General features: G+C 59.3%; 13 protein-coding genes. 3 read left to right on the forward strand and 10 right to left on the reverse strand.

Annotation, left to right across the window (positions count from 1 at the left end):
• Nucleotides 1-11: 11 nt before the first annotated feature.
• Complete coding sequence (leuC, locus tag soil367_RS09805) at nt 12-1,430, reverse strand: 3-isopropylmalate dehydratase large subunit (RefSeq protein WP_136548935.1); 1,419 nt, start codon at nt 1,428-1,430, stop codon at nt 12-14.
• Between the two features lie 173 nt (nt 1,431-1,603).
• Between leuC and soil367_RS09810 the strand changes: the two genes are divergently transcribed.
• Nucleotides 1,604-2,476 carry a LysR family transcriptional regulator gene (locus soil367_RS09810; RefSeq protein WP_136548936.1) on the forward strand — a complete coding sequence of 291 codons (873 nt, stop codon included), beginning with the start codon at nt 1,604-1,606 and terminating at the stop codon, nt 2,474-2,476.
• Between the two features lie 48 nt (nt 2,477-2,524).
• Here the strand turns inward: soil367_RS09810 and aroC are convergent, their stop codons facing one another.
• The 9 genes from aroC to soil367_RS09855 form a co-directional block, all read right to left on the reverse strand.
• Nucleotides 2,525-3,634: a chorismate synthase gene (gene aroC / locus soil367_RS09815; RefSeq protein ID WP_136548937.1), complete on the reverse strand. Its 1,110-nt coding sequence runs from the start codon at nt 3,632-3,634 to the stop codon at nt 2,525-2,527.
• Nucleotides 3,635-3,704: 70 nt separating this feature from the next.
• A complete protein-coding gene (gene prmB / locus soil367_RS09820; RefSeq protein WP_136548938.1) occupies nt 3,705-4,622 on the reverse strand; it encodes a 50S ribosomal protein L3 N(5)-glutamine methyltransferase in 918 nt (305 codons plus the stop codon).
• Nucleotides 4,623-4,874: 252 nt separating this feature from the next.
• Nucleotides 4,875-6,050 (reverse strand): patatin-like phospholipase family protein, encoded by a 1,176-nt coding sequence (locus soil367_RS09825; RefSeq protein ID WP_246065248.1) that lies wholly within the window; start codon nt 6,048-6,050, stop codon nt 4,875-4,877.
• 22 nt (nt 6,051-6,072) lie between these two features.
• Nucleotides 6,073-6,939, reverse strand: coding sequence for a DUF4892 domain-containing protein (locus soil367_RS09830; RefSeq protein WP_172962315.1), 867 nt, complete (start codon nt 6,937-6,939; stop codon nt 6,073-6,075).
• A 134-nt stretch (nt 6,940-7,073) separates the two neighbouring features.
• Complete coding sequence (locus soil367_RS09835; RefSeq protein WP_136548941.1) at nt 7,074-7,994, reverse strand: alpha/beta fold hydrolase; 921 nt, start codon at nt 7,992-7,994, stop codon at nt 7,074-7,076.
• Between the two features lie 14 nt (nt 7,995-8,008).
• On the reverse strand, nt 8,009-8,359 hold the full coding sequence (locus soil367_RS09840; protein WP_136548942.1) for a PilZ domain-containing protein: 351 nt from the start codon (nt 8,357-8,359) through the stop codon (nt 8,009-8,011).
• 43 nt (nt 8,360-8,402) lie between these two features.
• A complete protein-coding gene (gene holB / locus soil367_RS09845) occupies nt 8,403-9,509 on the reverse strand; it encodes a DNA polymerase III subunit delta' (protein ID WP_136548943.1) in 1,107 nt (368 codons plus the stop codon).
• Nucleotides 9,510-9,677: 168 nt separating this feature from the next.
• Complete coding sequence (locus soil367_RS09850; protein WP_172962316.1) at nt 9,678-11,720, reverse strand: transglutaminase TgpA family protein; 2,043 nt, start codon at nt 11,718-11,720, stop codon at nt 9,678-9,680.
• Entirely contained in the window at nt 11,720-12,730 is a 1,011-nt protein-coding gene (locus soil367_RS09855) for a DUF58 domain-containing protein (protein ID WP_136548945.1), read from the reverse strand. The genes soil367_RS09850 and soil367_RS09855 overlap by 1 nt, the downstream gene beginning before the upstream one ends.
• A 207-nt stretch (nt 12,731-12,937) precedes the next feature.
• On the opposite strand from soil367_RS09855, the gene soil367_RS09860 reads away from it, so the two are divergent.
• Together soil367_RS09860 and soil367_RS09865 are read left to right on the forward strand one after the other, a co-directional pair.
• Complete coding sequence (locus soil367_RS09860) at nt 12,938-13,558, forward strand: hypothetical protein (RefSeq protein WP_136548946.1); 621 nt, start codon at nt 12,938-12,940, stop codon at nt 13,556-13,558.
• 495 nt (nt 13,559-14,053) lie between these two features.
• Nucleotides 14,054-14,485 carry a MarR family winged helix-turn-helix transcriptional regulator gene (locus soil367_RS09865; RefSeq protein ID WP_136548947.1) on the forward strand — a complete coding sequence of 144 codons (432 nt, stop codon included), beginning with the start codon at nt 14,054-14,056 and terminating at the stop codon, nt 14,483-14,485.
• Nucleotides 14,486-14,502 lie beyond the last annotated feature (17 nt).

The raw sequence follows: 14,502 nt of genomic DNA on the forward strand, positions 1-14,502 counted from the left end.
TAAAGCACTCCTCAGTTCAGCATCTGCCTGACGTCGACGAAATGGCCGGCTATCGCGGCGGCGGCGGCCATGGCGGGGCTTACCAAATGGGTTCGACCGCCAAACCCCTGCCGACCTTCAAAATTGCGGTTGGAGGTGGAGGCGCAATGCTCGCCCTGCCCCAGTTTATCGGCGTTCATCGCCAGACACATCGAGCAGCCCGGATCACGCCACTCCAGCCCCGCCTCCAGGAAGATCTTATCCAGCCCTTCGGCTTCAGCCTGAGCCTTGACCAGACCGGAACCGGGCACAACCATGGCCTGCTTGAGCGTAGCCGCCACTTTACGACCCTTGACCACCTTGGCCGCCTCACGCAAATCTTCAATACGCGCATTGGTACAGGAGCCGATAAAAACGCGGTCGAGCCTGATATCCGTGACCGGAATGTTGGGCTCAAGACCCATATACTTCAGTGCCCGGACTATGCCTTCCCGCTTGATGGGGTCCGCCTCCGCCGCCGGGTCCGGCACGCGCCCGCCAATATCGACGACCATCTCCGGGGATGTGCCCCAGCTAACCTGCGGCTGAATCGCTGCGCCGTCGATCTCGATAACCTTGTCAAAGTGCGCACCCTCGTCACTGTGCAGATCCTGCCAGGACGCCAGCGCCTGATCCCAGTGCTCGCCCTTGGGTGCGAAGGGCCGGCCCTTGACGTAGTCAAAGGTGACCTGGTCCGCCGCGATCAGCCCGGCCCGGGCACCCGCCTCAATAGCCATGTTGCAGATACTCATCCGCGCTTCCATCGACAGCGAACGAATCGCTTCGCCGCCGAACTCCATGGCGTGGCCCGTGCCGCCGGCGGTACCAATGCGGCCGATAACCGCCAGTACAACATCCTTGCCGGTCACGCCTGGGCCCAACTGGCCATTGACGCGTACCAGCATGTTTTTCATCTTCTGCTGGACCAGGGTCTGGGTCGCGAGCACATGTTCGACCTCGGACGTACCGATGCCGTGGGCCAAAGCGCCGAATGCGCCGTGGGTTGAAGTGTGCGAGTCGCCGCAGACAATCGTCATGCCCGGCAGCGTCGCGCCCTGCTCGGGGCCGATAACGTGGACGATGCCCTGACGCTGATCAAGCATCTTGAACTCGAGAATGCCGAACTCATCGCAATTCTGATCCAGCGTCTCGACCTGAATTTTAGAGACGGGATCCTCTATGCCCGCGACCCCGCGAACGCGGTCGGTGGTAGGTACGTTATGGTCCGGTGTGGCGATATTGGCATCGATACGCCAGGGCTTACGCCCCGCCAGCCGCAGACCTTCGAAGGCCTGGGGGGACGTCACCTCATGCAGGAGATGCCGGTCGATATAGATCAGCGCAGAGCCATCGGGCCGCTGTTTTACCACATGCGCATCCCATAATTTGTCGTAAAGCGTTCTAGCTGTCATTGCTTCAAACTCCACATAACCGGCCTAGTGTCCTGTCACTCGCTGCGATGCACTGTCTAAATCATTTCATCCAGGGGTGTTCGCCAACTGATGACAATGGTAGCGACATCCACTAGATTACTCCAATTCATATTACTTATTTACTGCATTCCATAAAGGAATAGCTTAACCCCATGGAAAGCCAGCTTCTCAGGGCCTTCGTGGCCATTGTCGATCAGGGCTCGTTCTCAGGCGCTGCAGAAAAGCTGCACCTGACTCAACCCGCAGTCAGCAAACGGCTGGCCACGCTGGAAAGTCATCTCGGCCAGCTACTCATTGAAAGAGGCCAACGCAGGCCCGTAGTCACCGATGCCGGCCGGACACTACTCCCGTTCGCGCGCCGCATTCTCGACGAATCCCATAATGCACAAATGGCCCTGGCCGGGGCGCACCTGGAACCCGGGGGCGAGCTGAGTGTTATAACCAGTCACCATATTGGCCTGCATCACTTACCCCGCTGGCTCAAGGTCTACACCCAGCGCTACCCTGTCGTCGAACTGAACCTGAAGTTCATGGAGTCAGAACGGGGGTTTGAGGCGTTGCGAAGCCGGGAAGCCGAACTGGCGTTCGTTACCCTGAATGACACACTGGTGGAACAGTTCGAGATTTATCACCGCTGGGCAGACCCTATGCGATTCGTTGTCGCCCCAGACCATCCGCTAGCGAAAACGAACCCCTGCCGGTTAAAGGATCTGGCCGGGCATCGGGCCATCCTGCCGGCGCCCTTCACCGCAACATACCAGCGCGTGTCTCAGCTTTTCATGCAACAGGGATTGCCGTTAAACGCCCAGATGCCGACCAACTATCTGGAAACGATCAAGATGATGACGTCGGTCGGCCTGGGCTGGTCGATCTTGCCGTTGACCATGGTAGACGAGCATCTGGTGGTGGTGCCTGTAGAGGAGGCGCCGACGCGGGACCTGGGCGCGGTAGGCCTGCGCAACCGCCAGCTCGGAGTATCAGCCCAGGCCCTGATAGATGTCGCGCGTGAAGGCGCCGCGGGCTAACAGTGCCTCCGCGCCGCTTTTCTTGCGCAGGCAGGCCAAAACCGGCTGTTACGGCCGCCAGGTGGAGCCGCGGCCAATATCCGGCGTACCTGGCACCACATCAGCATTCTGGGCGCGATGCCTGAGCCAGTGATCCATAAGAACCAGCGCCAGCATGGCTTCAGCGATGGGTGTAGCGCGAATGCCAACGCAGGGGTCGTGCCGTCCTGTGGTAATTACTTCGCATGCGTTGCCCTCTTTATCAATGCTCTGGCCGGGCAATCGCAGGCTCGACGTTGGCTTGAGGGCTATTGATGCAATAATGGGCTGGCCCGAGGAAATCCCTCCAAGGACCCCACCGGCCTGGTTGGACCGGAAGCCCTCAGGACTCATCTCGTCCCGGTGCTCGGTCCCTTTCTGACCCACACTGGCAAACCCTGCGCCGATCTCCACACCCTTAACCGCATTGATGCTCATCAGGCCGTGGGCCAGATCCGCATCGAGGCGGTCAAACACCGGCTCACCCAGTCCGGGCGGCACACCTTCCGCAATCACGGTTATGCGGGCACCGATAGAGTTGCCTTCCTTGCGCAGCGCATCCATGTAGTCCTCGAGTTCCTGCAGGCGACTCGGGTCGGGGCAGAAGAAAGGGTTGGTTTTGGCCGCTTCCCAGTCGACAGGCTGGATCTCAATGGGCCCCAGCGCGGTCAAACCGCCGAATATGCGGATCCCGAGCCTTTCCTGCAGGTATTTACGCGCTATGGCCCCGGCCGCCACGCGCATGGCGGTTTCGCGAGCAGAAGAGCGGCCACCGCCGCGGTGATCGCGGATGCCGTATTTATGCTGGTAGGTGTAGTCGGCGTGAGCTGGGCGGAACTGGTCCTTGATCTTGCCGTAGTCCTTGGATTTCTGGTCGACGTTCTCGATCAGCAGGCCAATGGGCGTGCCCGTCGTTTTGCCTTCGAAAACCCCCGACAGGATCCGGACCGTGTCAGGCTCCTGCCGCTGTGTCGTATGGCGTGAAGTACCCGGGCGGCGCCGGTCGAGTTCACCCTGGAGGTCCTCTACTGTCAGCTCGAGACCAGGCGGGCAGCCATCGACGATACAGCCCAATGCGGGGCCGTGGCTCTCACCGAACGTAGTCACTGTGAAACTCTTTCCGAAGGTGTTTCCAGACATTTTTTAGCCACTTACCGTATAAAGTTAAACTTGCTTCAAAGCTTCGGCCACCGCTTTCGGGGCAACCGGGCTATTGGGGCAGATCACGCGCGCTGATAACAAAGACGCCACCACCGCCCTGCTCGAACTCGACCCAGGTCAGTGGCAGACTGGGATACGCCGCCTCCAGCGCAGTCCAGCTATTACCCACCTCGACGACAAGTAGCCCATCGGCTGTCAGATGTTCGCGCGCTCCTGCGATAATCCGATGGGCCAAGTCGAGCCCATCCGTGCCGGCCTCGAGACCCAGCACGGGCTCATGGCGAAACTCCTCCGGCATAGACGCGAGATCAGCGGCGTCCACGTAGGGCGGGTTGCTGAGGATGACGTCATAACGCCCTTCCAGGCTATCGAAGAGGTCCGACTGCCGGGTCGTGATCCGCCCCTGCATCTCGTGACGATGAATATTGGCCTGGGCGACTTCCAGCGCGCCTGCTGAGATATCGGCCAGCTCGACCTCAGCCTCAGGGAACACATACGCCGCGGCTATACCGATGCAGCCGCTCCCCGTGCACAGGTCCAGTATCCGATTTACCGGTACCTGCCCAAGCCAGGGCTCAAGCTCCGCAGCGAGGAGCTCTCCAATGGGCGAGCGGGGCACCAGCACGCGCTCGTCCACCGTAAAAGGCAGGCCCATAAACCAGGCTTCGCCCAACAGATAGGCTGTTGGCACGCGGTCATCAACACGGCGCATGATTCGGTCGAGCAGACGCTCTCTTTCGGGGACAGTCAGACGGGCATCAAGATATACGGCGTTATTGTCGAGCGGAAGATGCAGTGAGCGCAGCACCAGCTGCACAGCTTCGTCCCAGGCATTGTCAGTCCCGTGACCGAAGAAAATGCCTCCCGCTTCGAACCGGGAGACGGCGAACCGCAGCCAGTCTCGTACCGTTAAAAGCGCGTTTATCGGAGACGCGTCAAGACCGTCTTTTAGATCGTAGCTGCTCAAATAATACTCCAGAAGCGGAACTGGTCTGGACGAGCCTGCTCACGCGCCAGGCACTTTCCAGACATCGGAAACGGTCCAGACATTGGAAACGGTCTTGGTCAGGCATCTTTTTACGTCGGGCACTTCAAAGCCCGCCTGAACAAAAGTCTGGGCCGGAAAACGAAAGCGCGACATTATACTGCCTGATAAAGGCTCTGGCACGCGAGCAAACGACGGTTTCAGCTTGCGAAGGCCTTGCGCAGCAGCCTAACGCTAACGGCGGCGGTTATTCCGCCACAATGGGTTGCCAGCGCCCCTGCCTTCCCTGCGGCGATAGTTTTGCAGCGACTCTTCCGCCAACTGGCGTCCCAACTGGATAAGTTCAGGCGCTTTGTGATAGTCAAAAGATTTACAGACATGCTTTGGCACGTTAACGAGCAGATCAGGCGGGTACCCGGCAATCTTGTACTGCGTCAGTGCGCTCTGCATGGTTTCTATGGTCAGGTTCATGATATCAAACTTGCCCAGACCGAACTGCTGCAAACTCACGGGTTTCGCCTCTTCGCGGGTCTCGCTGGGGTCGACCGGCGATGCGCTCTCTTCGGCCTGGGCCAGAGCGTCTTCTTCACTGCCTGATGATTCAGACTCAGTTCCGAACCAGCTTGCGGCACGGCGCTTCCAACGCTCCAGCCACTCAGCCTCTACTGCACCGTCCGTGAGCTTAGCCTCGGGTACGGCCTCTCCCGGCGGGCAAGGCTCACCTTTTCTGTCCACACGCGGCAATTCCACGTGGAAGTCTCCTTCACCCGCCAGATTCACGGCAACAATGAGGTCTGCATGGGCAGCAATGGTGGGTATGATAGGCAGGGGGTTCAGGAGGGCGCCGTCCACCAGCACGCGCCCGCCAATCATTACCGGCGTAAAAAAGCTCGGGATTGCTACAGAAGCCCGAATAGCACGGGTCAGCGAACCCTCCTGAAACCAAACCTCCTTGTGCGCCAGGAGGTCAGTCGCAACGGCCGTGTAGGCTATGGGCAGGTCTTCGATGTTGATATCACCCAGCATCTCGCTGATGACCGCAAAAATTTTGTCGCCACGGATCGCCCCCGGTGATGAAAGAGAGAAATCCAGCAACCGAAACAGATCGAACTGGCCTAACCCCGTCACCCAGTCTTTGTATAGCTGCAGTTTACCGGCGGCGTATGCCCCGCCTATCAGGGCGCCCATGGAACAGCCGGCGATCGCGATGATCTCATAACCCTGTTCTTCCAGAACCTCGATCACACCCATGTGGGCGTAGCCACGGGCGCCACCGCTTCCCAACACCAACGCAACGGTTTTCCCAGCCCCGGGCAGAGGAGAAGGTATCCGCTCCGCGCTATCGGTCTTGGGGTTCAAATTGTCCGGTTTCGGTTCTACCGCCTCAGGCGCCACTACTTCAGTATTCATGTGAAGCTCTTCTCTGGTATTGCTATTCATCACCGGCAGTCCGGGGGCGAATAACCGTGACTTCTATGCGTGGTCCTTGCCGGCCCGCTTCAGCTATAGGTACCGCGGCACCGACGGCGATGCCATGTTGTCGCTCAGCCGGAATACCCTGGTTTTCAAGAAGCCCTGTCGCAGCCTGCACGGCCAGTTGCGCCTGGCTCATGGCCTCGGCTGGCCCCCGCACGTCCGCGGGCACGAAAGCAGTCACATAAATTGCCGCCTCAGGGTAGCGGCTCGCAATTCGCTGGAGGTCCTCGCCTGTTTCCGGTGCGAGTGAAAGACGGGGAATTGCCCCGACTTCTACGGGAATCACAAACGGCCCGAGCAAGCGGCGTTCGCGCGGGTTGGCGCCTGGCAGCCGATATGTTTCGGGAAGCGTAAGGTGCTGTTCAAGGATACTGACCGTTCGATTGCCGCGCCTGACGATATACGTAGCCAGCAACTGCAACCGGTTCTGCTCATCACGCCAGGCGCCAACCAGATACGCTTGCTCGCCGTCCTGCCCGTAGACGCGGGACTGCTGAAACACCCTGTTCGCCCAGACCGCACTCCGGCCACATGCCCGCCCCTCACAGCTGAAAAGTATGCGGCCTTCACGCTCGAGTATAGCCGCCCGATAATGCTCGTAGACAGCCGCGGGCGAAACGTCCGAAGGCGCTGACAGAAGGACTTTCTGGCCGACGCCCACGACGTCCAGCGCGTCATTGTAACGAAGGCGGTCACCTACTTCGGAAACCTTACTGGTATAAATCCGGATCTCGTCCTCCGCAGTGATGGGCTGTCGTTCGACTATGCCGGCGCCCGGGAACTCCAGGCCACCCCCTGCGCCCACCGCACTGTGCACTGGCACAGAAACAGCCGTGGTCACCAGAAATGACAGGCGCAAAAAGAAAGGTAGGAACATCCTGGCAGGAAAACGGGTAAGACAAGTCAACATGAGTGTCCGGCTTTTGCTAGATCGCTTTGAATAGTCAGGATCGACGCTTACGACACGGGGTCGGTCTGAAGCATGAACTGCTCGATGCTCGTGGTGATCGACTCTACGTCGCCGTCGATATGGCAGTGGTGCGACCCCGAAACGTTCTCAACGGAGAGCCGCCGCACCGCGGCTGTCCGCCTTTTAAATCGTTCGTCTGCGGCAAGCATACCGCTCTCTGCCCGCACCAGTAACACCGGTACTTCGATAGCTGCCAGACAGGCCAGCACCTGTTCTTCAGTCAATGCCGATAAAGAAGGATTGCGCAGTCGGCGATCCGTCCGCCAGCTCCAGCCCCCTTCAACCTCTCTCAGGTTTCTCGGAACCAGTTGTGCAGCAGCGAACGCACTCAACGGCAACATTCCGGACTGACGGGCCTGCTCTGCAGACTTTAAGGAATCATAAACTGCCAGGGCACCGCGCTCACGGACCAGTGCCTTCTGTATGCCTTTCTTCAACCGTACCGGGAAGTCCTCAGCTTTTGCCACGTAGGGCCCCAGGCTGTCAATCATCGTCAGCGACTGAAGCTTTTTCGGATCGGTCGCGGCGAGCAGTGCAGCCAGAATACCGCCCAGAGAGTGTCCAATGATATGTACAGGGCCTGGCTGAGCTTCTAAAAGCTCGGCCAGGTCCTGAACATAATCCAGCATGTGGTACGGGTAGCCTTGCGGGCGGTCACCAGATAGGCCATGCCCCGGGAGGTCAAAGCTCGTTACTGTTCGCTTTTTTCCGAGCCGGGAGCCCAATATGTTGAAACTACAGGCATTATCGAGCCAGCCGTGGAGGCAGATCGCAGGCGCACCGGCGGGCTCCGGCGCACGCCATTGCAGGCCCGCCAGGGTAATACGCTGAAGCGGCGCTGTACACGCCTGGGCTTCCGGCAGCGCGTGCGCCCCGGAGTGCGCAAGGGTTGCTTCAGAAACAGCCATATCGACTTACCGGGCTAGAGCGTGTGTGTCGGACGGTCGGAGCCAAGAGACCCGGCAAGATAGGCCTCGATCTTGGTCCGGGCAGTCTCGTCGTCACCATTGAACTGAATCCCCACCCCTGCAGCACGGCTTCCCTGGGCGCCTTTGGGTGTTACCCAAATGACCTTGCCAGCAACCGGAATTTTTTCGGGTTCGTCCATCAGGTTCAGCAACAAAAATACCTCATCACCCAGCCGATATACTTTCTGGGTCGGGATAAAAAGGCCGCCATTGCGTATAAACGGCATATAGGCCGCATACAACACAGCTTTGTCTTTGATCGTCAATGTCAGGATGCCGCTACGAGCTCCGATTCCCGGCCCCATGCTGAGTCCTTTGGTGTAGTGAATGTTTTATGGAACAAGCAGTTTAGTTCATTCTCGCCGTCACCGCCCGGCGCCTGCGAGGCATCAAAGCTTTCCAGGACAACAGGATATCGGTGAGCATCAGTTCAGGATTGATATTGTATGTCTGGGCCCGACGCGCCTGCGTCACCTGATCGAGCAGGATAACAAACCGGTCAGCGGGGTTGTTCTTTGCAAGGAATGCGAACATCTCGCGCGCCCTGGTAACCGACGGAGCCGCATTCCCATCCGCTGTGCCGGCGACACGGGCACTGTCCGTGCTTTCATCCAGCGCAAGCTTCATGGCGTCGAAGGCCCAGTGCCCGAGCAGGTCCAGGCTTGGCTCCACGCCCAGTTTCACGAACGGGGCGACGGCCTCCACCACTTGCCTTTCTCCACGCAGGAAAAGCCTGAGACTCTCCAGACACTCATCTCCCGCAGCGACCTGGCCATTATTCAGTAGCTCAAGCGCGACAAGAGGTGCGCCCCGGGCACGGGTCAGAGCCGTCTGAATATCGACCCCGGTGGCTTCATGCTCCTGCTCTGACAGCCAGGCCAGCCCAGCCTCCATGCTTGGTAGCGCCAGACGCAAGGCCTGGCAGCGAGAACGGATAGTGGGCAGGACAGGCTCGCCAGCGTGGTGAAGCAGCAAAAGCTGCACATCCTCTACCGGCTCCTCGAGCGTTTTCAGCAGCGCATTGGCCGCATTCAGATTCAGCCGGTCAGCAGAATCGACGATCGCGACCTTACGGCCCGCAACCTGAGGGCTCCGTACGCAGAACTCCCCGAGTCGCCTGACCTGATCAATCTTGATCACGCGGGAGTCTTCCGGAACAAGCGTTCTTAGATCAGGATGAGAGCCAGCCGCCAGCAGATGACACTGTTTACAGTTGCCGCACGCACGCTTGCCTCCGCCTTCATTGTCGATGGGTTGACTACACAGTAAGAGGGCCGCGGCCTCTTCGGCGAAGTGGCGCTTGCCCATACCCTTCGGGGCGCTTAACAGAACGGCATGTGCCAGTCGGTTCGACGCCAGGCTGGCGCATAGACGGTTCCAGCTATCGGCTTGCCACGGCAGGGTTCCGGAGGAAATGATCTGTTCTCCGGCAGCGATTTGCTGTGCGACAGCCATCGAGGACTCCAGGAGTGACGTGAGTAAGGGCTCCAGCCAGGCAGGGCTGCGCCGATGGTTTGCGCTATTCTAACACCGCCACAGCGGTGGGCAGCGAATCCCCTACGAGGCCGAGGCATTATTTTAACAAGTACTCTTTAGCTGAAAGCTCCCCGTGGAGCCGGGGTGCTAAGCCCGGCTTGGGCTCCGCCTTCTGCCCGCGCTCCGCGGGACTTTCTTCAAGCGCTGCCATCGCTGCGCCAGATCCTGCAATGTCGCTGAACTTTCGGGATTATAGAGCGCGCCGTTGAGCGCCCGGGCGAAGCCGATAACCGAAGCACGATGGCGCGGAAATTCTCGGGCAGCCAGTTCCGCTTGCTGCAGAGGCGTTTGTCCGGGCGTTGTCTGGATATTCCTGCGCTTTAGCCACCGGTACCAGTACATGGCGTAGCGCATGACCGGGTCACTGGGCCTGGTCCGCTCCTGTCTGATCATGACCAGCCCGACTACTGCCACCACGCCTGCCAGAAACGCCGCAGTCCAGTAGCCCAATGTGGCCAGACTCGGCGCGCCGGGGAACTTGCCGAACAGCGAGCGCTGGGTATCGCCCTGGTAGTCGACTACAAATCTTTGCCAGTAATAGTTGGCCGCATCCAGTCTCAGATTAACCCAGTCCAGTACTGGCCCACTTGCATAGTCACGCCTCGCCCAGTTCGTGGCTGATTCGCCTTCCCCTCGTTCCAGTGCCTGCCGCCAGTTCTCCTGCACCCGCTCCGGCGCGACCATCGCGGTCGGGTCCAGTCGCAACCACTGGCCTCCCGACGGTCCTCCCACCCACGCCTCGACCCACGCATGGGCATCGTACTGCCTGACCAGCAGGTAATCGTTATTCAGTCCCGGCTCACCTCCCAGATACCCGGCTACAACCCGCGCTGGAATGCCAGCGGCGCGCAGGGCGAAGGTCAACGCGCCTGCGTAATGCGCACAAAACCCTTCCCGGGTTTGGAACAGAAACTCGTCAACGCTGTGCGTCCCTGTCGGAGCCGGCTGGAGCGTGTAGAAAAAAGGGAGTTCGCTGAACATCGTCATCAATGTGTCAATAAGGGCGCTGTCTGAAGCTGCGTCAGCGGCGAGTCGCTGCGCCCAGGCGCGCGTCTCAGGATTGAACCCTTCAGGCAGCGCGGTATACCGGGCCCGAAGCCCTGCATCCACGGGAGCCATTGTGTCCAGATCGCTCTGCTGCATTCGGTACCGCACGACTGTATCGACGGGGCGAGAAAACTGAACCAGGCCATGCTCGGTTAACATGACATTGCCTGTTAAGGGCCGGGTCCCACCCAGGGCATATGCCCATGGCTGAAAGCTGGGCTCCAACAGGACTTCATACTCTCCCGCTCCAAGCTCGCCGATACCTGCGCTTCGGTTTACCCGCCCGACACGGTCACCGGAAGCCTGCTGTGACCGGGACCAGGTCTGGCCGTCAAACTGATCAAGGATCAGCCCTCGCCAGTAACGCTGGGAAGGAGCGGGTGCCGCACCGCCAAAGCTGACGCGAAACGCCCGCTCTCCGCTCCGGCCAAGGTCCGCAAAGTCCCCTGGCGTCATGCTTTCACTCAGCCCTGCACTCCGACCCTCTGACACGAGCGGCACACTCCAGAGCGGCCCCAGCCGGGGAAAGATGAAGAACAGCACGACAACAACGGGAAGCACCTTGAGCAAGGTCCACGCCATACTCCGCCAGGCGCCTGGGCCCGCCTTCGCGCCACCGCCCGAAAGCGATCGCAGGCTACCGAACAGGACAAGGACCGCCAGCAGCACTGCGAGTGACCAGAAAATGCCCTGTTCGAACAGAAAGGTAACTGCTGCGAGATAGCACAGAATCATAACCATGATGAACACATCGCGCGGTCGCTCGAGTTCAGTCCACTTCAAGGCAACTGTGAGCACGAAGAAAGCAGCGGCGGTTTCAACGGTAAAGCTGGAGACATGGGTGGTGATGAATATCACGACCAGCGCGAACATCAGCAGCAAGCGCCAGGGCTTCGACAGCGGACGCCACCATCTGTAATGCTGGCCGACACTCCACGCACAGGTCAGCACGGCGACGGCGCTCAGCCAGAACGGCAGGCGCTGCAATTGCGGCAACAGGAGCAGCACAAAACCTGAGGCCAGCGGGGCCATGACCGCATGTGGAACAGCCCCGGCGGAGCGTGAGCTGACAGCACCGGCCATCAGGAAGTCGCCCCCTGGAACATGGCCAGACGCCGTTGGGCTTCGCGGGCGTGCCGGGGCCCGGCGGCCGGGTTGAGCACGGCCCCGGGTAGGCGCAGGCCGAATGGACGATCCTGAGCACGGCATGATTCAACCAGCCAACTCAGGTACGACAATCGCAACTCGCCGGGGACGCCGGGGAAGCCGTCGTAATCGAGCCAGAGGCTGTCGCTCGCCCTGGATTCAGCTTCCAGCACCATCATCTGGCCATCGCGGGCAAAACGTTTCCACTGAACCCTTTGGGGAAGATCGCCCGTCCGGTAGGGCCGTAGCAGAAAATCATCCGCCAGGCGGTTCGGACAGGATGTACGCGAGTCTTCGCCATCGGCTTTCCACCCGGAACCCAAATGACCGGGCGGCTCTACGGGACGGGGGTATGCCAGTGCCGTGCTCTTCAGCCACAGGTAAGTCCAGGCTTTGAATAGTCCGAAAGGATAGCGCGATTCAATCCGAATCCGGGGCAGCGTATGGGCTCCACGGTGGGGTGGGATAAAAGCCAGGCTGGCGACCTGTCCTTCGTCGCGGACGTCTATATGTGCGGCTCCACCTGAAAAGAACAGATCTATAGCAGGACGATCAGTTTGGTAGGGTCGGATAAATTGCAGGTCAACAGCCAGCGCCGAGCCGGTGAATCCCTCTTCAATATTCCGGAGAGAGAGCTTGATACCGCTGAGATTACTATGAGTCTGGAGAATACCCACGTAGTAGAACGCACCCAGCAAAAAAGTCAGCAGGTAGATCAGGCTGTTCTGATAGTTGATCCCGGTGAGCAGCATGATGCCCAGCAAAACCAGGAACAGGGCGCCCTCTCGCGTCGGTAGAATAAACAGGTTCGTGCGTCCGAGCTCGACTTCGTCAGCTGCGGGCAGCCGGCGCTGAAGCCACCTGCCCCAGAACGTTGTGGGGCGACGGCCCGGGCTGGCGAGCGAAAATCGGCGACGACGACGGCGCGTCACAGGGTTCAAGGTCATCACTTCACCAACCGCGTAGCTGCCCGAGCGCCGGGACACACCGGGCCCGCATTAACGCGTTACGATAGATTCTGATTCTGCCGGGGCTTTGTTCCGCCCCTCCAATTCGTTCAGGACAGTGTGGCACAATTAAAACCGGGCAGCCTTGAAATGCGGAGGGCAAAGGACAATACTTCTAACTATATCCATCGATTCCAGGATCCTCTTATGTCGGCTTCAAGAGCGCTACTTTTTCTGGCTGTACTTTCAGCCCCCGTTTCGGCTATAGCGGGAGTAGAGTCTCTTTCGTCAGAGGAGATGGTAGACACCTACGTTAAAGACTCGGCCATCATTGTTGTGCCGCGCCAGCGGGATGAAACAGCGCAACCTGAGCGCGATCAGGTGATACAGACCATTTCGATCTCGCCTGGTGAGCCCGTGATTACAGAGACCGATATGGCTCGCGTCAGAGAAAGGATTCTGGCAAGCCAACGGGCCTCAATGCGGGACACTGAAGCTCTGGCGCGTGAACAGCAGATTCGCGACACCCTGGACCGCCCACTGGACGAGTTAGCGGCCATACAGCCGACGATGCAGACCATGCCCGAAATGCCGAATCTGGTTTATGGCCAGACCCCACAGATCCCCGATGAACCCTTTACTGAAACCTACCTGAACAATCAGTTGGGACTTGCGTTCGACGGCCAGAACCTCCAGTTCTCAATCGGCAACCTGCCCGGCGTCAGCCAGATTAATATTCCCCAGGGTATCAATGAGGGGCCGATTCAGTTAACGCCCAGGCCGGGCGGGGGCTTCGACCTCAACATTGCGGTTCCTGACGCCCAGTAGGCGAGCGTGTCCAGGCTTTCCCGAAGCCCTGCCGCCGAGACGAAGCGCACGCAACTCAGCTAATCCTGACGTCTTGGGAACAGGACGTCTGTTTTGTTTAATTCCCACTTTTATAACTCCCCACTGCTTGCCCGGCTTTAGCGCCGGCACGAGCACAGGCTCCGGACCTCATCCTTCCATCACTCAGCGCGGAACCCGGTTTTTACTGCCTCCTTTGGGCACTGCGCGAAGCAGAACCCTTCGCTAGCCACCGCCTGGATCTTTACGAAACCGGTCGTGCTACGAATCATGCATTAACTAATGAATTCACTTTCACTTGTTACTGGTAGCGGGTCTGTTAATATCGCGCCGTCCACGAAGTCTATTGGGGCATCGCAGCGCACTTCGCCGTCCAATCGTCGGCAGTAACCGGGGATCGGGGTTGACCCAAGTCCGGATGCTTTGAAGGGTAGCGCGACCGCTTCTGTTGTTAGCATCTGCTGTATCGGGGATTTCATGCAGAAAAATGTCTTTTTTGACCTCACTCGGGTCGTTACGCAGTGGCGTAAACTTCTTAATCGTAAAGTTACAGACACACGAATCACTCAAGCGCAATGGATTGCCCTCCTCTACCTTCAAAGAATAGGCGAAGGAATTACACAGCGGGACCTCGCGTGGCACCTGGCCATCAAGAATCCCACACTGGTGACACTGCTCGATGCACTGGCAGAGAACGACCTCATCGAACGCCGGGTCAGCCGGGAGGACCACCGCGTGCGGCACCTTCACCTGACCGAGCAAGGCACAACGTTCATGCAGGAGATCAATCGGAGCACGGATGAGCTGCGGGAAGCCTTGTTCGAGGGCATCGCTGAAAAGGACCTGCAGGCCGCTCTTCGGACGATGGAAAAGGTGTTGGAAAACTCAAGGTCGCTCGACAAGCATTAGTATTTGTGCGCCGGAAT

Source organism: Hydrocarboniclastica marina (assembly GCF_004851605.1).
GTDB lineage: Bacteria > Pseudomonadota > Gammaproteobacteria > Pseudomonadales > Oleiphilaceae > Hydrocarboniclastica > Hydrocarboniclastica marina.